Here is a 16,420-nt window from a genome sequence, read left to right as displayed (position 1 = left end):
CCGCGACTCCCCCGGGATATTTGGGCAAGAAAGAAGCGCGCCGGCGGGGGGTTGCGGCGGGGCGGCCGAGGCTTATCTGGAACGGGCAACAGCAAGGACCGCATTCATGCCCAAACCGAAGCTTTTCGAGCCGATCGCCATTGCCGGCCAGACCCTTGCGAACCGGATCGTCATCGCGCCGATGTGCATGTATTCGGCCGAGGACGGGCGGATGACCGACTGGCACCTGATCCATCTGGGCGCGCTGTCGCATTCCGGCGCGGCGATCCTGACCATCGAGGCCACCGCCGTCCTGCCCGAGGGCCGCATCTCCTATGCCGATGTCGGGCTGTGGGACGATGCGACCGAGGCGGCCATGGACCGGGTGCTGAAGGGCGTGCGGGCCTGGTCGGACATGCCGATCGCCATCCAGCTGGCCCATGCCGGGCGCAAGGCCTCGACCGTGAAGCCTTGGGAGGGCGAGGCGCAGATCGCCCCTGATGCGGCGAATGGCTGGCAGACCGTCTCGGCCTCGGCCCTGCCCTTCGCCGAGGGCGAGAACCCGCCCCTGGCGCTGGATCGCGCCGGGCTGGCGCGGGTGCGCGACGCCTTTGCCGAGGCGGCGCGCCGCTCGGTGCGGCTGGGGATCGACGCGATCCAGATCCATGCCGCGCATGGCTATCTGCTGCACCAGTTCCTGTCGCCGCTGTCCAACCGGCGCGAGGACGACTATGGCGGCAGCCCGGAAAACCGCATGCGCTTTCCGCTGGAGGTTTTCGAGGCGGTGCGGGATGCGGTGCCGGCGGGCTATCCGGTCACCGTGCGCATCTCGGGCACGGACTGGGTCGAGGGCGGCTGGGACATTGCCGGCAGCATCGCCTTTTCGCAGGCGCTGGAGGCGCGGGGCTGCGCCGCCATCCATGTCAGCAGCGGCGGGCTGGATCCGCGCCAGCAGATCCCGGTCGGTCCCGGCTATCAGGTGCCGCTGGCCCGGGCGGTCACGCAGGCGGTCGGGATTCCGGTCATCGCCGTGGGGCTGATCACCGAGCCCGAGCAGGCCGAAGCCATCGTCGCCACCGGCGATGCCGACATGATCGCGCTGGCCCGGACGGTGCTTTACGATCCGCGCTGGCCCTGGCACGCGGCGGCGAAGCTGGGTGCCAGCGTCACGGCGCCGCCGCAGTTCTGGCGCAGCCAGCCCTCGGGGCTGCGGGACCTGTTCCGCAAGTGACCGCGGCGCGGGCGCCGGCTTTCCCGCCGGTGCCGCCCCGGGTTCAGACCGCGGTGTCCTGCCGGTGCGGGTCGTTGCGGTCGAAGACCATCAGCCCGTCCTCGGGCACCTGCCGCTCGGTCCAGCGGGGGTCGCGCAGCGACTGTTCCGCGTCGCGCAGCCCGTCGCGCCAATGGTCTAGCATCGACAGGCGCGAGAATTCGTAATCCTTGGATGCGCTTTCGTAATCGGCATGGCGATAGATCAGGTGCATCAGGCTGACCGGATGGGCGGGGCCGGCCTCGATCAGCATGGCGAGGTCGGGGTCGTCGCGCAGCTCGACCGGCAGGCGGCCGTGCAGCCGGCGCGCGGCGCTGGCCAGCGCATGGCGGATGCGGAAATCGTCGGTGTTCAGCCGGGTGCGGCTGGAAAAGCGGATCTCGCGTTCGCGCTGCTCGACCTGGGCCATGTTGCGCGGCAGGATGTCGCGCGAGGGGTAGAGGTCCACCTGATAGATGCAGAGCGGCCGGTTGCTGGGCGTCGCCAGCACGAATTGCAGCGGCGAGTTCGACACCAGCCCGCCGTCCCAATATTGCCGGCCGTCGATCTCGACCGCGGGAAAGCCCGGCGGCAGCGCGCCCGAGGCCATGATGTGATCGACGGAGATGCGCGTCTCGCGGCTGTCGAAACAGGTGAAGTTGCCGGTCTCGACATCCACCGCGCCGACGGACAGGCGCGGGCCCTCGCCATTGAGATAGTCGAAATCGATCAGGTGCAACAGCGTGTCCCGCAGCGGCGTGGTGTCATACCAGCTGGTCTGCCGCATCAGCCCGGGCAGGAACGAGAACATGTCCGGCATGCGCGGGCGGAAGAAGCCTGGCGCGCCCAGCATCGTGGTCAGAGCGGCGCGGCTTTCGTTGCAGAAGGCGCGCATCGGGTCGTGCAGCGGCCCGCCCTCGAAACAGGCGCCGAGCAGCCAGGGCGCGCCCGTCACCCCTTCCCAGAACTGGCGCAGCGCCGCGAGCCGCTGGCCGGGCCGGTTGCCGGCGATCAGTGCGGCGTTGATCGAGCCGATCGAGATGCCGGCCAGCCATTCCGGTTCCTGCCCCGCGCGGCAAAGCGCCTCGTAGGCGCCGGCCTGAAACGCCCCCAGGGCCCCGCCGCCCTGAAGGACCAGCACAATTTTTTCCGGCGTTTCCTCGGATCTGTCCTTCATTTGCCCCTCGTTACGCATACAGTGATTCTTGTCACGCTATGCCCCGGGAATGAAAATTTCCATAACGGCCAATAAGACGAAAGAAAAAATCTCTCGAATTCGGGATTGGCGCGGGGGGTGACGTTGCGTCCGGCGCGGTGGCGGCTTCGGCGATTGCCACGGCGGCGGCAGCCGATATAGTGGGGCATGACACAGCCGGAGCCAGATGCCGACACGCGCATGACAGATGCCCCTTCCGACCGGCGCAGCCCGCTGCGCCCGCGCCGCCTTGCGGCATTGCCCTGACCCGAGCGAGCTCCCTTCGATGTGGATCGAAATCCTTGTTGTTTTTGTCCTGACCCTGCTGAACGGGCTTCTGGCCATGTCCGAGCTGGCCATCGTCTCGGCCCGCCCGGCGCGGCTGAAGGTGCTGGCCGAGCGCGGCGACCGGGGTGCCGCCACCGCCTTGCAGCTGGGCGAGGATCCGGGGCGCTTCCTGTCCTCGGTCCAGATCGGCATCACGCTGGTCGGCGTGCTGTCCGGGGCCTTTTCCGGTGCGACGCTGGGGGCGCGTCTGGCGGCGGCGCTGCCGGGCTGGGGCGTGCCGGCCTCGCTGGCGCAGCCGCTCGGCATGGGCGGCGTGGTGGTGGCGATCACCTATCTGTCGCTGATCGTGGGCGAACTGGTGCCCAAGCAGCTGGCGCTGAAGGCGCCCGAGCGGGTCGCTGCCCGGGTCGCGCCGCTGATGCACGCCATCTCGCGCGGGGCGGCGCCGCTGGTCTGGCTGCTCGACCGGTCCGGCAAGCTGGTGCTGGCGGCGCTGGGGCAATCGGGCCAGGACCGCCAGACCATCAGCGACGAGGAGATCAAGCTGGTCATCTCGGAGGCCGAGACGGCCGGTGTCATGCACCGCGCCGAGACCGAGATGATCGCCGGCGTCATGCGCATCGCCGACCGCAGCGCGCGCGGGCTGATGACGCCCCGGCGCGACATCGAGGCGATCGATGTCGGCGACAGCTGGGAGGAGATGGCGCGCAAGTTCCGCGACAGCCGCCGCACCCGCCTGCCGGTCAGCGACGGCGATCCGAACAACCTGATCGGGGTGATCGCCAGCGTGGACCTGATGTCGCAGAGCCGGGCCGAGGCGGTGGACCTGCGCGAGGTCATGCAGCCCGCCCCGATCATCCCCGAGACCATGGACGCGCCCGAGGTCATCAGCCGGCTGCGCGCCGCGCCGGGGCAGATGCTGCTGGTCTATGACGAATACGGCCATTTCGAGGGCGTGGTGACGCCCATGGACGTGCTGGAGGCGATCACCGGCGAATTCGCCGGCTTTTCCGACGACGAGCCGAAGCTGGTCGAGCGCGAGGACGGCAGCCTGCTGGTCGCCGGCTGGATGCCGGTCGACGAATTCGCCGACCGCCTTTCGCTGCCGCTGGACGAGGATCACGACTTCTCCACCGTGGCCGGGCTGGTGCTGGACCTGGCCGGGCGGCTGCCGCAGGCCGGCGACCGCGTGGACTGGCAGGGCTGGCGCATCGAGGTGGTCGACATGGACGGCCGCCGCATCGACAAGCTGCTGGTGCAGCGCCAGCCGGGCTGATCTGGCCCCACCGGTCCGCCCCGGTCCGCGGCTCCGGCTTTCCCGGCCCGGGCGCCGGTTTAGAATCGGTGCTTGTGATTGTCGTGCGCGGTGATAATCAGGAATTATGAACTTCACCCTGCGCCAGATTACCTATTTTCTTGCCGTCGCGCGGCTGGGCAATTTCGGCCGCGCCGCCGAGACGGTGCATGTCTCGCAGCCGGGCCTGTCGAGCCAGATCGCCCAGCTCGAGGCCCGGCTGGGCGGGGCGCTGTTCGAGCGCGGGGCCGGGGCAGGGCCGGTGCGGCTGACCGCGCTGGGAGAGCGGCTCTTGCCGGTGGCGCAAGAGTTGATCGACACCGCCAAGCGGCTGGACGCGCTGGCGCGGGCCGGCCGCTCGGCGCTGTCGGGGCGGCTGCGGCTGGCGATCATCCCGACGGTCGCGCCCTATCTGATCCCGCATCTGGTGCCGGCGCTGCGCGACCGCCATCCCGCGCTGGACCTGGAACTGCACGAGGTGGTGACCGACGATCTGGTCGCGGGCGTGCTGAGCCACCGTTTCGATGCGGGGATCATGGCCCTGCCCGCGGGCGAGGCCGGGATCGAGGCCGAGCCGGTGCTGCGCGACGCCTTTCTGATCGCGCTGTCCGAGGATGATACCACCTTCCTGTCCGGTCCCGCCCGCCCGGAAAGCATCGAGGCCGAGCGGCTGCTGCTGCTGGCCGACGGTCATTGTCTGCGCGATCAGGCGCTGGAGGTCTGCGGCATGCGCAGCCCGCGCCGCAAGCTGAACCTCGAAGCGGCCTCGATGGCGACGCTGATGCGGATGGTGGCCAGCGGCATGGGCATGACGCTGATCCCGCGGCTGGCGCTGGCGGACGAGAACCGCGATGGGCGGCTGCGCATCGTGCCCTTTGCCGAGCCCGCGCCCTCGCGCGATCTGGCGGTGGTCTGGCGGCGCAATGCCGAGGCGGGAACGGATGCCAGGGCGCTGGCCGCGGTGGTGCGCGGCCTCGCGCCGGTGCTGGGGGTCGAGCCGATCGCCTTGCCCGGCCCGGAATGAGCCGGCATCGGCGGGTCAGCGCAACACGATCTTGACCGGCAGCACCAGCGCGGTGGTCTTGCCCGAGGGCGGGGCCGGCATGCGCGGCATGCTCGATGCCTGCCGGCTCAGTGCCGCGTCGATCCTGGCGTCGCCGGTCGAGTTGGCCAGCTGCGCCCCGGCCACGCGGCCGCTGGGATCGACGCTGAAACGCACCGTGACGGTCACCGAGGCGCCGCGGCCGGTGAAGCGGGTGCGCTGCATGTGCCGCGCCACGGCGGCCTGCACCTTGGACTGCCAGTTGGCCACCTGCCGCGGGCTGGGCGTGCCCGCCTGGATCTGCGGTGCGGCGGTGCGTTCGGATTGCGGTGCCCGGACCTGGGTCGCGGCCTGGCGGGAGGGCTGCTGCTCGGGGGCCTTTTCCTTCTTCTCGCGCTTTTTCGGTTCGGGCTGCTTTTCCACCACCTTCGGCTCGGGCTCCGGCTCGCGCTCGGGGCGTTCCGGCGGGCGCTCGGATTTCTGCAGCACCACCGCGTCGGGCGGCGGCGGGAACAGCGAATTCATGTCCGCGAGCGGCTCGAGCTCCTGCAGCGGCGGCATGGCGAGCTCGGGCTCCGGCTCTGGCTCGGGCTCTGGTTCGGGCTCCGGCTCGGCTTCGGCCATCTCGGGCATCTCGAACTCGTCCTCGGGCGCGGCGGCCTCGGGCATCGGTGCCAGATCGACGAAGACCGGGTCGGGCAGGCCCGGCGGCGCTGCGGCCTCGGCGCGCTGCATGATCCACAGCCCGCCGCCCAGATGCGCGGCCAGCACCACCACCGCGGCGGTGCCCCAGAGCGCGCCTTCGCGCAGGGCGGGAGAGGGGGTCCAGCTCATGGCGTCGCGGCTCCTCCGCTTGCCGGGGTGGAGGCGGTCTGCGTCGGCGCCCCGGCGCCGGCCGCGGCTGACTCGGCGGGCGGCGCGGCCTCCAGCCCGACCAGCGCGATCTTCAGATAGCCGGTCTCGCGCAGGGTGTTCATCACCCCCATCAGGTCGCCATAGGACACGTCGCGGTCCGCACGCAGGAAGATGCGCTCCTCGCGGTTGTTCTCGGTGGCGGCGGCCAGCGCCGCGCCCAGCCCGCCGGCGGGGACGTCCTCATTGCCGATGGCCAGCGTCAGGTCGGGCTTGACCGTGACATAGACCGGCTGGTCGGGCCGTTTGGCGGGGGTCGCGTTCGATACGGGCAGGTCCACGTTCACATCCACCGTGGCCAGCGGCGCCGCCACCATGAAGATGATCAGCAGCACCAGCATCACGTCGATGAAGGGGGTGACGTTGATCTCGTGGTTCTCGACCAGATCGTCGCCTTGGGTCTCGCGGATGCCGCCGGCCATGGTTCAGACCTCCGCGCGCCGGGGGCCGCGGAAATCGAGGTCGCGGCTGACAAGGCGTTTGACCCCGGCGGCGGCATTGGCCAGCCGCAGCCGGTAGCCGGTGATGGCGCGGGCGAAGACGTTGTAGATCACCACGGCCGGGATGGCGGCGACCAGGCCGAGGGCGGTGGCCAGCAGCGCCTCGGCGATGCCCGGCGCCACGACGGCCAGGTTGGTGGTCTGCGCCTGCGAGATGCCGATGAAGCTGTTCATGATGCCCCAGACGGTGCCGAACAGGCCGACGAAGGGCGCGGTCGAGCCGATGGTGGCCAGCACGCCGGTGCCCCGGCTCATGCGGCGGCCGGCGATGGCCTCGATGCGGTCGAGATGCGAATCGACGCGTTCCTTGACGCCGGCGTCGCCGGCCTGCTCCAGGGCCGGGACCGAGCGGTCGTATTCGGCGGCGGCGGCGCGGATCATGCGCGAGACCGGGTCGCGGCGGTTGCCGGCCGAGGCCAGCGCGGCGGGCAGGCTGGCCGCGTCCTCGATGCGGCGGATGCCGGATTGCGCGCGGTTCGTGGCGCCCATCAGTTCCAGCATCTTGGCGATCAGAACGGTCCAGGTCACGACCGAGGCGAAGGCCAGCCCGATCATCACCGCCTTCACCACCCAGTCGGCGGCCAGGAACATGCCCATCGGCGACAGGTCATGCGGCAGGTTCGGATCGCGCTCGGCCGGGGTCAGCATGTCCTGCACCGATTGCGGCAGCAGGCCCGAGCCGATGGGCTGGGCCTCGCTCGCCGCGGGGGTCTGGGCTTCGGTCGCTGCCGCCGGAGCGGTCGCAGGCGCCGCCGGGACGAGATCAGCGGCGGGAGCGGTCTGGCCGCCGGCGGCTTCCGGCGTGGTCGCGGCCGGTGCGGGCGCCTCTGCGGCGGGGGTCGAGGCCGCCGGCGCTGCGGTTTCCGGCGCTGCGGGTTCAGGCGCGGCGGGGCTGCCCGGACCGGGGGAGTCCGGCGCCGCCGTCTGGGGCGCGGCCGCTTCGGGCGCAGCGGTTTCCGGCGCGGCGGGGCTGGCCGGCTGGGTCTGGACCTGCGGTGCCGGGCCGGGCTGGCTGTCGGGGGCGCTTTCCTGCGCCGAGAGCGGCGTGCCGAGCAGCAGGCAGGTCAATGCGACGGCGGTCCCCGCGCGGTGGCGCGGCAGCGACAGGTGAGTCATGGCGATCCTTGTAGTTCCGGCATTCGGTCCGTCCGCATCTTGCTGGGGCGCGGCACATGCCAAAGGGCGTGCCGCCGACCCTTTGGCCGCGGTTCGAGGTTCGTATCGATCACCAAGGTAAAATTGTCAACTATTCCTCGGGCGGTCCGCCGGGCTTTCTGCCGACCAGTAGGCCGCCAGATGGCTGCGGGCCTTGTCGTGGCCCAGTTCCTGCAACAGCAGGGCGCGCAGGACGGCGATGCCGGATTTTTCTGCCGCCATCCACAGATAGCCGTGGCGGGGCGGCGGTTCGGCCCGCAGCAGCGCGCCGAGGGCCGCGGTTCCGCCCGGCAGGTGGCGCAGGCGGAAGCCCTTTGGCCGGGGCAGGGGGTAGTCGGCGCGGGCGCCGAGCAGGAACACCTCGCCGCCCGCCTTGCCTGCCTGCGATTCGAGGATGCGGGCAAGGGCGGGATAGGCGGTCTCGTCCCCGGCCAGGACCAGCCGCCCGGCCTGCGGGATGCCGCCGCCGCTGGGACCGGCGAGGCCGAGGTGCTGGCCGGGCCGGGCGCGGCGCGCCCAGGCCGCCGCCCGGCCGCCGGCATGGTCGAAGATGTCCAGGTCGAGCCAGCCGGCATCGGCATCGATGCGGCGCACGGTATAGACCGGCCGGTGCAGCGCCTTGTCGCCCCTGGGCCAGACGATCTGGCCGCTGGCGCCGATATGCGGCCATTCCGGCGCCGCGTCTTCGGGCCGGGGCAGCACCAGCCGGAAATGCATCGAATCCGCGCCGGCGAGCCGGTGCAGGTCGGGCGCGGCCAGTCGCAGGCGCAGGAAATCGGGGCAGAGCGGTTCGGCGCCCACGACGCGGGCCAGGCTGAAATTGTCGGGCAGCCGGCCCGCATCCCCGGCCGAGGGCCAGCGCAACGCCGCCGCCGCGGCCGGCAGGTGCTGCGCCAGATGGTCCGAGATCGCCTGCTGCATCGCGCCCAGCCATTCGGCGCGATGCGCCCGGGCAAAGACCAGCACGCCGTCGCCGCGCTTGCGGGCGCCGAACTCGCCCATCCCGACCTCGCACCAGATCGAGCGGCCGTGACCGATATGCAGGTCCAGCCCCTGTTCCCGGGCCTTGTCTCGGATCAGCCGCTCGATGGGCGCGAAGTCCTGGCCGGGCAGCAGGGATTCGGACTGGAACTCGGGCAGGGGGGTGATGCGCATCGGTCGCCTTTCGTGCCGTCGGGGCAAAGGTCGGGCATCCGGCCCGGCGCTTCAAGGCGGTTCAGGCGAGCCGGGCGATTTCGGCCGCCGCCGCCTCCAGCGCGCCCGGGCCGTGCGGGATGGCCAGCGCGGTCATCCCGGCCTCGATCGCCGCCAGCACGCCCAGCAGCTGATGGGCATTGGCATGGCCCATATGGGCGATGCGCAGCGCGTTGCCGGGATCGGGCGCGCCAAGGCCGATGCCCAGCGTCACCCCCGTCCTGGCCGCGGTCCATTCGCGCAGGGCGCTGGCATTTGTCAGGCGGGCCGCGGTGACCGAGCGGGCGCGGCCGGCGGGATCGCCGATCAGCGGGCCGATGCCGGGATGGCCGGCGCCCCAGCGGTCCAGCGCCGCCCAGGTGGCCCGCGCCAGCCCGTCGTGCCGGGCCCAGGCGGCGGGCAGGGTCTCCTCGTCCAGCAGCATGCGCAGCGCCTCGTTCAGACCGAAGATGTGCTGGACCGGCGGCGTGCCGCCCCAGAACTGCCACAGCTCCTGCGCCTCGGCGCGCGGGGTCCAGTCCCAATAGGGCGTGGCAAGGCCGCTGCGTCCCCGCGCCTTGACCCGGTCCGAGAACCAGACGAAGGCCAGCCCCGGCGGCACCATCAGCCCCTTCTGGCTGGCCGCGACCAGCAGGTCGACGCCCCATTCGTCCATCCGCATCGGCTCGCAGCCCAGCGAAGCGATGGCATCGACGGCCAGGAAGGCCGGATGGCCGCCCATGGCCGCGCGCAGGGCGAGAATGTCGGCGCGGGCCGAGCTTGCGGTATCGACCTGGCAGACCAGCACCGCGCGGATCCGCCCTTCGCGGTCCTGCGCCAGCCGGTCGGCCAGCCGCTGCGGGTCGGGGGGCGCGAGGCCGAAATCCAGCTCCTCGACCTCGATCCCCAGCGCCCGGGCCGAGGCGGCCCAACTGCGGCCGAAATGGCCCGAGACCAGCGCCAGGGCCCGTTCGCCCCGGTCGAGCAGGTTGACATTCGCCGCCTCCCAGCCGGCATGGCCGTTGCCGATATAGGGCGCGACATGGCCCGTGGTGCCGGCCAGCCGTTTCAGCCCGGCGATCATGGCCTGATTCTCGGCCGCCAGATCCGGGCCGTAGATGTCGGGCGAGGGGCGGTGCATGGCGCGCAGCACGCGGTCGGGGACGGGCGAGGGGCCGGGAATGGCAAGGACGGCGGCGCCTTGGGCAAAGCTCATGGAGGATGCCTTTCTGATGACCCGCCATCGGTAGGACGGCCCCTGCGCGAGGTCAACGGGGCGCGCGCGGGCCGGGCGAGGCGGCGGTGCCGGGGCCGGCCCGCACGGTCGCAGGAGTATTTGGAAAACGGTGAAGCGCAAGGGCAAGGGCAGGGGCAGGCGGCCGAGGCATCGATGGCGGCGAAGGCGGCGAGGACGGCGGCGGGGGTGGCGGGCAGGGGAGGGCGGCGGGTTGCCCCCGCGCGGCTTGCGGCTTATCCCTTGGCCGGACCGAATTCCCGGGGGCGCGATGGCGGACAGGATTCACAGGACGGCCAATCTGTTCGCCCGCATGTGGCGCGACTATCTGCATCCCTATTCCGGGCGCATCCTGCTGGCGCTGCTGTTCCTGATCGTCGAGGGCTCGACCCTGGGCCTGCTCAGCTGGATGCTGAAGCCGCTGTTCGACCGGGTCTTCGTCGGCGGCGACACCGATGCGATCTGGTGGGTGGGCGGCGCGATCTTCGCGCTGTTCCTGATCCGCGCCGCGACCTTCGTCATCAACCGCAGCCTGATGACCTCGGTCTCGCTGGCGGTCTCGACCACGATGCAGAGCGACATGCTGCGCCATATCATGGTGCTGGACAGCGGCTTCTTCCAGCAGAACCCGCCCGGCGCGCTGATCGAGCGGGTGCAGGGCGATTCCATCGCCGTGCAGGGGGTGTGGTCCACCTTCATCTCGGGCGCGGGGCGGGACATGGTGTCGCTGGTGTCGCTGTTCGCGGTGGCGCTGGCCGTGGACCCGTGGTGGACCATGGCGGCGCTGGTCGGCGCGCCGCTGCTGATCCTGCCCACCGTGCTGGTGCAGCGCTACATCCGGCGCAAGATGCGGCAGAACCGCGTCAATGCCAGCCAGCGCGCCACCCGGCTGGACGAGGTGCTGCACGGCATCAACGCCGTCAAGCTGAACCGCATGGAGGATTACCAGGCCAGCCGCTTTTCCCAGATCGTCGCCCGCATCCGCCAGGCCGAGGTCAAGATGTCCGGCATCGGCGCCACCGTGCCGGCGCTGGTCGATGTGGTGACCGGGCTGGGCTTCGTCGGCGTGCTGGCGCTTGGCGGGGCGGAGGTGACGCGGGGCGAGCGCACGGTCGGCGATTTCATGTCCTTCTTCACCGCCATGGCGCTGGCCTTCCAGCCGCTGCGCCGGCTGGGGGCCTTGACCGGCACCTGGCAGATCGCGGCGGCGAGCCTGGAGCGCATCTACTCGGTGCTGGACATGCGGCCGGCGATCACCTCGGGCCCGCGGCGCGAGCCGCCGCCCGACACCACGATCCGCTTTGACGACGTGCGGCTGGCCTATGACGACCATCCGGTGCTGAACGGCCTGAGCTTTACCGCCGAGGCGGGCCAGACCACGGCGCTGGTCGGGCCGTCGGGGGCGGGGAAATCCACGGTCTTCAACCTGCTGACCCGGCTGATCGATCCCGAATCGGGGCAGATCACCCTGGGCGGCGTGGCCTTGCGGGATTATGACCTGGGGGTGCTGCGCGATCAGTTCTCGACCGTCAGCCAGGATGCGGCGCTGTTCGACGAGACGCTGCGCGAGAACATCCTGCTGGGCCGCGAGCAGGACGACGAGGCGCTGCGCCGCGCCATCGTCGCCGCCCATGTCGCGGATTTCACCGATGCGCTGCCCCTGGGGCTGGACACGCCGGCCGGGCCGCGCGGCTCGGCCCTGTCGGGCGGGCAGCGCCAGCGCGTGGCCATCGCCCGCGCCGTGCTGCGCAACGCGCCGATCCTGCTTCTGGACGAGGCGACCAGCGCGCTGGACGCGCAAAGCGAACGGCTGGTGCAGCAGGCGCTGGACGAGCTTTCCGCGGGGCGCACCACGCTGGTCATCGCGCACAGGCTTTCGACCGTGCGGCAGGCGGACAAGATCGTGGTGATGGATCAGGGCAGGGTTGTCGAGGAGGGCGATCACGACCAGCTTATGGCCCGGGGCGGCGCCTATGCGGCCTTGGTCAAACTGCAATTCGGAGAGACGTGATGCGGCGCATTCTGGCGGTCTCGGGCGAGGATCGGGTCGAGTTCCTGCAGGGGCTGGTGACGAACAAGGTGGGCGAGGTGCCGGCCTGGGCGGCGCTCTTGACGCCGCAGGGCAAGTATCTGGCCGATTTCCTGGTGGTGCCGGACGGCGGGCGGCTGCTGGTCGACGTCGATGCGCGGCTGTCGGACGACCTGCTCCGGCGGCTGTCGATGTACAAGCTGCGCTCGAAGGTCGCGCTGGAGCCGACCGACCTGACCGTCGCCCGCGGCATCGGCGAGATGCCCGATGCCGCCATCGCCGACCCCCGGCATCCGGCGCTTGGCTGGCGGCTTTATGGCGGGCAGGGCGACGACGGCACCGACTGGGATGCCATCCGGGTCGCGCATTGCATCCCCGAAACCCTGATCGAGCTGATCCCGAACGAGACCTTCATTCTGGAAGCCGGCTTCGAACGCCTGCATGGCGTCGATTTCCGCAAGGGCTGCTATGTCGGGCAGGAGGTCACGGCGCGGATGAAGCACAAGACCGAACTGCGCAAGGGGCTGGTGACAGTCGGGATCGAGGGCGCCGCGCCCGTCGGCACGCCGATCCTGATGGCGGACGGGCGCGAGGCAGGCACGCTCTTCACCCAGTCCGGCGGGCGCGCCATCGCCCATATGCGCTTCGACCGCATGGGCCCCTTTTCTGACGGGGGTGGGCTGACGGCGGGGGACGCCCGCATCATCCCATGACGACCGGGCCGGCCGGGGAGCGCGTCCGCCGCATCGTGCATGTGGACATGGACGCCTTCTATGCCTCGGTCGAGCAGCGCGACAATCCCGAGCTGCGCGGGCGTCCGGTCGCGGTGGGGGGCATCCAGCGCGGCGTGGTGGCGGCGGCCAGCTACGAGGCGCGCCGCTTCGGCGTGCGCTCGGCCATGCCCTCGATGCGGGCGATGCGGCTTTGCCCGGCCCTGATCTTCGTGAAGCCGCGCTTCGACGTCTATCGCGCCGTCAGCCAGCAGGTGCGGGCGATCTTTGCCGAATACACCCCGCTGGTCGAGCCGCTGTCGCTGGACGAGGCCTATCTGGACCTGACCGATCACCTCGACGGCCGCACCGCCACCCGCATCGCGCAAGAGATCCGGGCGCGCATCCGGCAGGCGACCGGGCTGACCGCCTCGGCCGGGGTCAGCTACAACAAGTTCCTGGCCAAGCTGGCCTCGGACCAGCGCAAGCCGGACGGGCTGTTCGTGATCCCGCCCGAGGCCGGGGCGGAATTCGTGCAAAGCCTGCCCATCGGCCGCTTTCACGGCATCGGCCCGGCCACGGCGGCGCGGATGGAGGCGCATGGCATCCTGACCGGCGCCGACCTGGCCCGGCAGAGCCTGGAATTCCTGTCCGCGCGCTTCGGCAAGTCGGGCAGCTATTACTGGAACATCGCCCGCGGCATCGACCATCGCGAGGTCAAGCCGAACCGCATCCGCAAGAGCATCGGCGCCGAGAACACCTATTTCGAGGACCTGCGCGACCTGGCCCCCGCGCATGAGGCGCTGGCCGAGCTGGCCGAGAAGGTCTGGCGCCATGCCGCGAATGCGGGCCGCGCCGGGCGGACGGTGACGCTGAAGGTGAAATACGGCGATTTCCGCCAGATCACCCGCGCCCGCTCCCTGCCGCGCCCGCTCGAAAGCCGCGACGAGATGCTGGAGATGGCCTGCGAATTGCTGGCCCCGGTCTTTTCCGATCCGCATGGCGTGCGGCTCTTGGGCATCACCCTGTCGGGGCTGGAGGAGGCGCGGCAGGACGAGCCGCCGCGCCAGCTGGGCCTGTTCGATCAGGCGTAAAGGTTGATGACGCCGACCTTCTGGTGGATGCCGTTCACCGTCTCCTTGTCGAGGCCGAGGCCCTGCGCCAGCGTGTGCAGGTATTCGGCCTCCTTGCGGTTGTCGAGCTCGATGGCCATCAGCGACATCAGATAGACCTGCGGCCCGAAGCCCTCCGGCACTTCGCGGGCCAGGGCCGCGGCATCGACCGGCGCGGCCATCTGCTCGCGGATGAAGGCGCGCTCCTCGTCGTCCAGCTCGCCGAACTGGTCCATCAGCTTGGCCTTTTCATTCTCGTCGATCTCGCCGTCGGATTTCGCGGCCTGGATCATCGCCTTCAGCATCAGCCCGGCCAGCGCGTTCTGTTCCGGCGTGGGCGCGGTCGAGGGCTCGTCGCCGCTGGCCAGCGCCTCGTTGAAAAGTTCGCCGAAGCTGGCGTCGTTCTGCGGCTGGGCATCCTTCTGCGCCAGGCCGCCGGCGCCTGGCTGGGGCTGCCCGGGGGCCTGCTGCGCCTGCGCGCCGCGTCCGCCCAGCAGATCGCCCAGCATCCCGCCAAAGCCCCCGGCGGCCGCGCCGCCCAGGACACCGCCCGAGCCGGAACCGCCGCGCGAGCCCGTCAGCTGGTCGAGCAATCCGCCCAGCCCGCCTTGCGCCGCGCCGGTATGGCGGGGCGAGTTCGGCCCGCCATAGGCGGTGCCCCCGCCCGAGCGGCCGCCCAGCACCTGGCCGAGCATGTCGCCCAGCCCGCCCGAGCCGGTCGAGCGATTGCCGGCCCCGCCGGTATTGTTGCCGAACAGCTCATCGAGCAGCCCGCCAGACCCCCGTCCCCCGGCGGATTGCGGCCGGTTCTGGGCGTTCTTCATCATGGTTCCGATCCCCTTGGCCAGCATCACGCCGGCCGCGACGCGGGCGAGGGATTTCATCAGGCTCATCTCGTTCCTCCGAAAGCGTTGCGGGGCCGCCGGGCCGGGCAGCCTTCTTTGCGCAATTCCAACGTATTCGTCCGGTTCCGGTTCCATCGCCACAGCGCCGCGGCAAAGGCCCGGGCGCCCTTGATTTTTCCCCGGCACGATTATAAGTCGCGGCGGATGTTTCACGACGGGGGCTGTCGCGCGGGTGGCCCCCCCGATAGGAGGCCATGATGGCAAAGGCAAAGTTTGAACGGACGAAACCGCACGTCAACATCGGGACGATCGGTCACGTTGACCACGGCAAGACGACGCTGACGGCTGCGATCACCAAGTATTTTGGTGAATTCAAGGCCTATGACCAGATCGACGGCGCCCCCGAGGAGCGTGCGCGTGGCATCACGATCTCGACCGCGCATGTGGAATACGAATCGGAGAACCGGCACTATGCCCACGTGGACTGCCCCGGCCACGCGGACTACGTGAAGAACATGATCACGGGCGCTGCGCAGATGGACGGCGCGATCCTGGTGGTGAACGCGGCCGACGGCCCGATGCCGCAGACGCGCGAGCACATCCTGCTGGGCCGCCAGGTCGGCATCCCCTACATGGTCGTCTACCTGAACAAGGTCGACCAGGTGGACGATCCGGAGCTGCTGGAACTGGTCGAGATGGAAGTGCGCGAGCTGCTGTCGTCCTACGACTATCCCGGCGACGACATCCCGATCATCAAGGGCTCGGCGCTGGCGGCGCTGGAAGGCCGCGACAAGGAGATCGGCGAGGATTCGATCCGGGCGCTGATCGCCGCCGTGGACGAATACATCCCGACGCCCGAGCGCGCGGTTGACCAGCCGTTCCTGATGCCGATCGAGGACGTGTTCTCGATCTCGGGCCGGGGCACGGTGGTGACCGGCCGCGTCGAGCGTGGCGCGGTGAACGTGGGCGACGAGCTTGAGATCGTCGGCATCCGCCCGACGAAGAAGACCACCTGCACCGGGGTGGAGATGTTCCGCAAGCTCCTGGACCGCGGCGAGGCCGGCGACAACATCGGCGCGCTGCTGCGCGGCGTGGAGCGCGACGGGGTGGAGCGCGGCCAGGTGCTGGCGAAGCCCGGCTCGGTGACGCCGCATACCGAGTTCGAGGCCGAGGCCTATATCCTGACCAAGGAAGAGGGCGGCCGGCACACGCCGTTCTTCGCGAACTATCGTCCGCAGTTCTATTTCCGGACCACGGACGTGACCGGGACGGTTCGTCTGCCCGAGGGCACCGAGATGGTGATGCCGGGCGACAACCTGAAGTTCACGGTGGAGCTGATCGCGCCGATCGCGATGGAAGAGAAGCTGCGCTTCGCGATCCGCGAGGGCGGCCGCACGGTCGGCGCCGGCGTGGTGTCGAAGATCCTGAAGTGACGGGCTGGTCCGCGGCGGCCGGGTGGCGGGGCGCAGGCCCGCGCTGCCTTGCGCCGCGGGCTTTGCGCTCCGGGACCGTCATCGGGTGATCCCTGCCGGGATATCGCGATGAGGAAGGCCGCTCCGCGAGGGGCGGCCTTTGCCGTTTGGGGCGGCGCGGGCTTTCCGGGGCTCTGCCCCGGACCCCGGGATATTTGCACAAGAAAGAAGCGCGCGGGCGCGGGGCGGCCCAGGGCGAGGGCGCGCGGGCGGGTGCCGGGGCGTGGTTTT

At 70.8% G+C, this 16,420-nt stretch carries 14 protein-coding genes; 7 read left to right on the top strand and 7 right to left on the bottom strand.

The genetic code is table 11. From position 1 onward, the window contains the following. Positions 1 to 106: 106 nt before the first annotated feature. The gene (locus PARJ55_RS0116825) at positions 107 to 1,210 is read left to right on the top strand and encodes an NADH:flavin oxidoreductase/NADH oxidase (RefSeq protein ID WP_028714083.1); all 1,104 of its coding nucleotides are present in this window, start codon (positions 107 to 109) and stop codon (positions 1,208 to 1,210) included. A 43-nt stretch (positions 1,211 to 1,253) separates the two neighbouring features. Here PARJ55_RS0116825 and PARJ55_RS0116820 read toward each other — a convergent pair whose 3' ends face one another. Further along, the gene (locus PARJ55_RS0116820; protein ID WP_028714082.1) at positions 1,254 to 2,405 is read right to left on the bottom strand and encodes a patatin-like phospholipase family protein; all 1,152 of its coding nucleotides are present in this window, start codon (positions 2,403 to 2,405) and stop codon (positions 1,254 to 1,256) included. A gap of 304 nt (positions 2,406 to 2,709) precedes the next feature. Between PARJ55_RS0116820 and PARJ55_RS0116815 the strand changes: the two genes are divergently transcribed. Next, entirely contained in the window at positions 2,710 to 3,987 is a 1,278-nt protein-coding gene (locus tag PARJ55_RS0116815) for a hemolysin family protein (protein WP_028714081.1), read from the top strand. Between the two features lie 106 nt (positions 3,988 to 4,093). Then, positions 4,094 to 5,029, top strand: coding sequence for a hydrogen peroxide-inducible genes activator (locus tag PARJ55_RS22385; RefSeq protein WP_036698892.1), 936 nt, complete (start codon positions 4,094 to 4,096; stop codon positions 5,027 to 5,029). Between the two features lie 15 nt (positions 5,030 to 5,044). Here PARJ55_RS22385 and PARJ55_RS0116805 read toward each other — a convergent pair whose 3' ends face one another. From PARJ55_RS0116805 to PARJ55_RS0116785, 5 genes are all read right to left on the bottom strand, one after another. Beyond that, entirely contained in the window at positions 5,045 to 5,881 is an 837-nt protein-coding gene (locus tag PARJ55_RS0116805) for an energy transducer TonB (RefSeq protein WP_028714080.1), read from the bottom strand. Beyond that, on the bottom strand, positions 5,878 to 6,381 hold the full coding sequence (gene exbD / locus PARJ55_RS0116800; RefSeq protein ID WP_028714079.1) for a TonB system transport protein ExbD: 504 nt from the start codon (positions 6,379 to 6,381) through the stop codon (positions 5,878 to 5,880). The genes PARJ55_RS0116805 and exbD overlap by 4 nt, the downstream gene beginning before the upstream one ends. 3 nt (positions 6,382 to 6,384) lie before the next feature. Next, on the bottom strand, positions 6,385 to 7,575 hold the full coding sequence (exbB, locus tag PARJ55_RS0116795) for a tonB-system energizer ExbB (protein ID WP_036698890.1): 1,191 nt from the start codon (positions 7,573 to 7,575) through the stop codon (positions 6,385 to 6,387). A 126-nt stretch (positions 7,576 to 7,701) separates the two neighbouring features. After that, on the bottom strand, positions 7,702 to 8,769 hold the full coding sequence (locus PARJ55_RS0116790; protein WP_028714077.1) for a siderophore-interacting protein: 1,068 nt from the start codon (positions 8,767 to 8,769) through the stop codon (positions 7,702 to 7,704). 61 nt (positions 8,770 to 8,830) lie between these two features. Then, entirely contained in the window at positions 8,831 to 10,003 is a 1,173-nt protein-coding gene (locus PARJ55_RS0116785) for an alanine--glyoxylate aminotransferase family protein (protein ID WP_028714076.1), read from the bottom strand. Positions 10,004 to 10,292: 289 nt separating this feature from the next. Here PARJ55_RS0116785 and PARJ55_RS0116780 point away from each other — a divergent pair, with 289 nt between their 5' ends. Genes PARJ55_RS0116780 through dinB form a run of 3 tightly spaced genes read left to right on the top strand, consistent with a single transcriptional unit; the run spans position 10,293 to position 13,854 of the window. Beyond that, positions 10,293 to 12,032: an ABC transporter ATP-binding protein gene (locus tag PARJ55_RS0116780; RefSeq protein WP_028714075.1), complete on the top strand. Its 1,740-nt coding sequence runs from the start codon at positions 10,293 to 10,295 to the stop codon at positions 12,030 to 12,032. Continuing rightward, complete coding sequence (locus PARJ55_RS0116775; protein ID WP_028714074.1) at positions 12,032 to 12,763, top strand: folate-binding protein YgfZ; 732 nt, start codon at positions 12,032 to 12,034, stop codon at positions 12,761 to 12,763. The genes PARJ55_RS0116780 and PARJ55_RS0116775 overlap by 1 nt, the downstream gene beginning before the upstream one ends. Next, positions 12,760 to 13,854: a DNA polymerase IV gene (dinB, locus tag PARJ55_RS0116770; RefSeq protein WP_028714073.1), complete on the top strand. Its 1,095-nt coding sequence runs from the start codon at positions 12,760 to 12,762 to the stop codon at positions 13,852 to 13,854. Before PARJ55_RS0116775 ends, dinB begins: the two co-directional genes overlap by 4 nt. On the opposite strand, the gene PARJ55_RS0116765 is transcribed toward dinB, so the two are convergent. Next, positions 13,845 to 14,765 carry a DUF533 domain-containing protein gene (locus PARJ55_RS0116765; RefSeq protein ID WP_028714072.1) on the bottom strand — a complete coding sequence of 307 codons (921 nt, stop codon included), beginning with the start codon at positions 14,763 to 14,765 and terminating at the stop codon, positions 13,845 to 13,847. The genes dinB and PARJ55_RS0116765 overlap by 10 nt on opposite strands. A gap of 209 nt (positions 14,766 to 14,974) precedes the next feature. Between PARJ55_RS0116765 and tuf the strand changes: the two genes are divergently transcribed. Further along, on the top strand, positions 14,975 to 16,150 hold the full coding sequence (gene tuf / locus PARJ55_RS0116760; protein WP_028713575.1) for an elongation factor Tu: 1,176 nt from the start codon (positions 14,975 to 14,977) through the stop codon (positions 16,148 to 16,150). Positions 16,151 to 16,420 lie beyond the last annotated feature (270 nt).

Origin of the sequence: Paracoccus sp. J55, from assembly GCF_000513975.1 — a bacterium.
Classification (GTDB): domain Bacteria; phylum Pseudomonadota; class Alphaproteobacteria; order Rhodobacterales; family Rhodobacteraceae; genus Paracoccus.
The sequence above is the reverse complement of the archived record's forward strand: the minus strand, read 5'-3'. Positions and strand labels throughout refer to the sequence as shown.

Bases quoted from the DNA above. Each gene is read 5' to 3' on its own strand.
- PARJ55_RS0116825 (WP_028714083.1), top strand. From the start codon at position 107: ATGCCCAAACCGAAGCTTTTCGAGCCGATCGCCATTGCCGGCCAGACC.
- PARJ55_RS0116820 (WP_028714082.1), bottom strand. From the start codon at position 2,405: ATGAAGGACAGATCCGAGGAAACGCCGGAAAAAATTGTGCTGGTCCTT.
- PARJ55_RS0116815 (WP_028714081.1), top strand. From the start codon at position 2,710: ATGTGGATCGAAATCCTTGTTGTTTTTGTCCTGACCCTGCTGAACGGG.
- PARJ55_RS22385 (WP_036698892.1), top strand. From the start codon at position 4,094: ATGAACTTCACCCTGCGCCAGATTACCTATTTTCTTGCCGTCGCGCGG.
- PARJ55_RS0116805 (WP_028714080.1), bottom strand. From the start codon at position 5,881: ATGAGCTGGACCCCCTCTCCCGCCCTGCGCGAAGGCGCGCTCTGGGGC.
- exbD (WP_028714079.1), bottom strand. From the start codon at position 6,381: ATGGCCGGCGGCATCCGCGAGACCCAAGGCGACGATCTGGTCGAGAAC.
- exbB (WP_036698890.1), bottom strand. From the start codon at position 7,575: ATGACTCACCTGTCGCTGCCGCGCCACCGCGCGGGGACCGCCGTCGCA.
- PARJ55_RS0116790 (WP_028714077.1), bottom strand. From the start codon at position 8,769: ATGCGCATCACCCCCCTGCCCGAGTTCCAGTCCGAATCCCTGCTGCCC.
- PARJ55_RS0116785 (WP_028714076.1), bottom strand. From the start codon at position 10,003: ATGAGCTTTGCCCAAGGCGCCGCCGTCCTTGCCATTCCCGGCCCCTCG.
- PARJ55_RS0116780 (WP_028714075.1), top strand. From the start codon at position 10,293: ATGGCGGACAGGATTCACAGGACGGCCAATCTGTTCGCCCGCATGTGG.
- PARJ55_RS0116775 (WP_028714074.1), top strand. From the start codon at position 12,032: ATGCGGCGCATTCTGGCGGTCTCGGGCGAGGATCGGGTCGAGTTCCTG.
- dinB (WP_028714073.1), top strand. From the start codon at position 12,760: ATGACGACCGGGCCGGCCGGGGAGCGCGTCCGCCGCATCGTGCATGTG.
- PARJ55_RS0116765 (WP_028714072.1), bottom strand. From the start codon at position 14,765: ATGAGCCTGATGAAATCCCTCGCCCGCGTCGCGGCCGGCGTGATGCTG.
- tuf (WP_028713575.1), top strand. From the start codon at position 14,975: ATGGCAAAGGCAAAGTTTGAACGGACGAAACCGCACGTCAACATCGGG.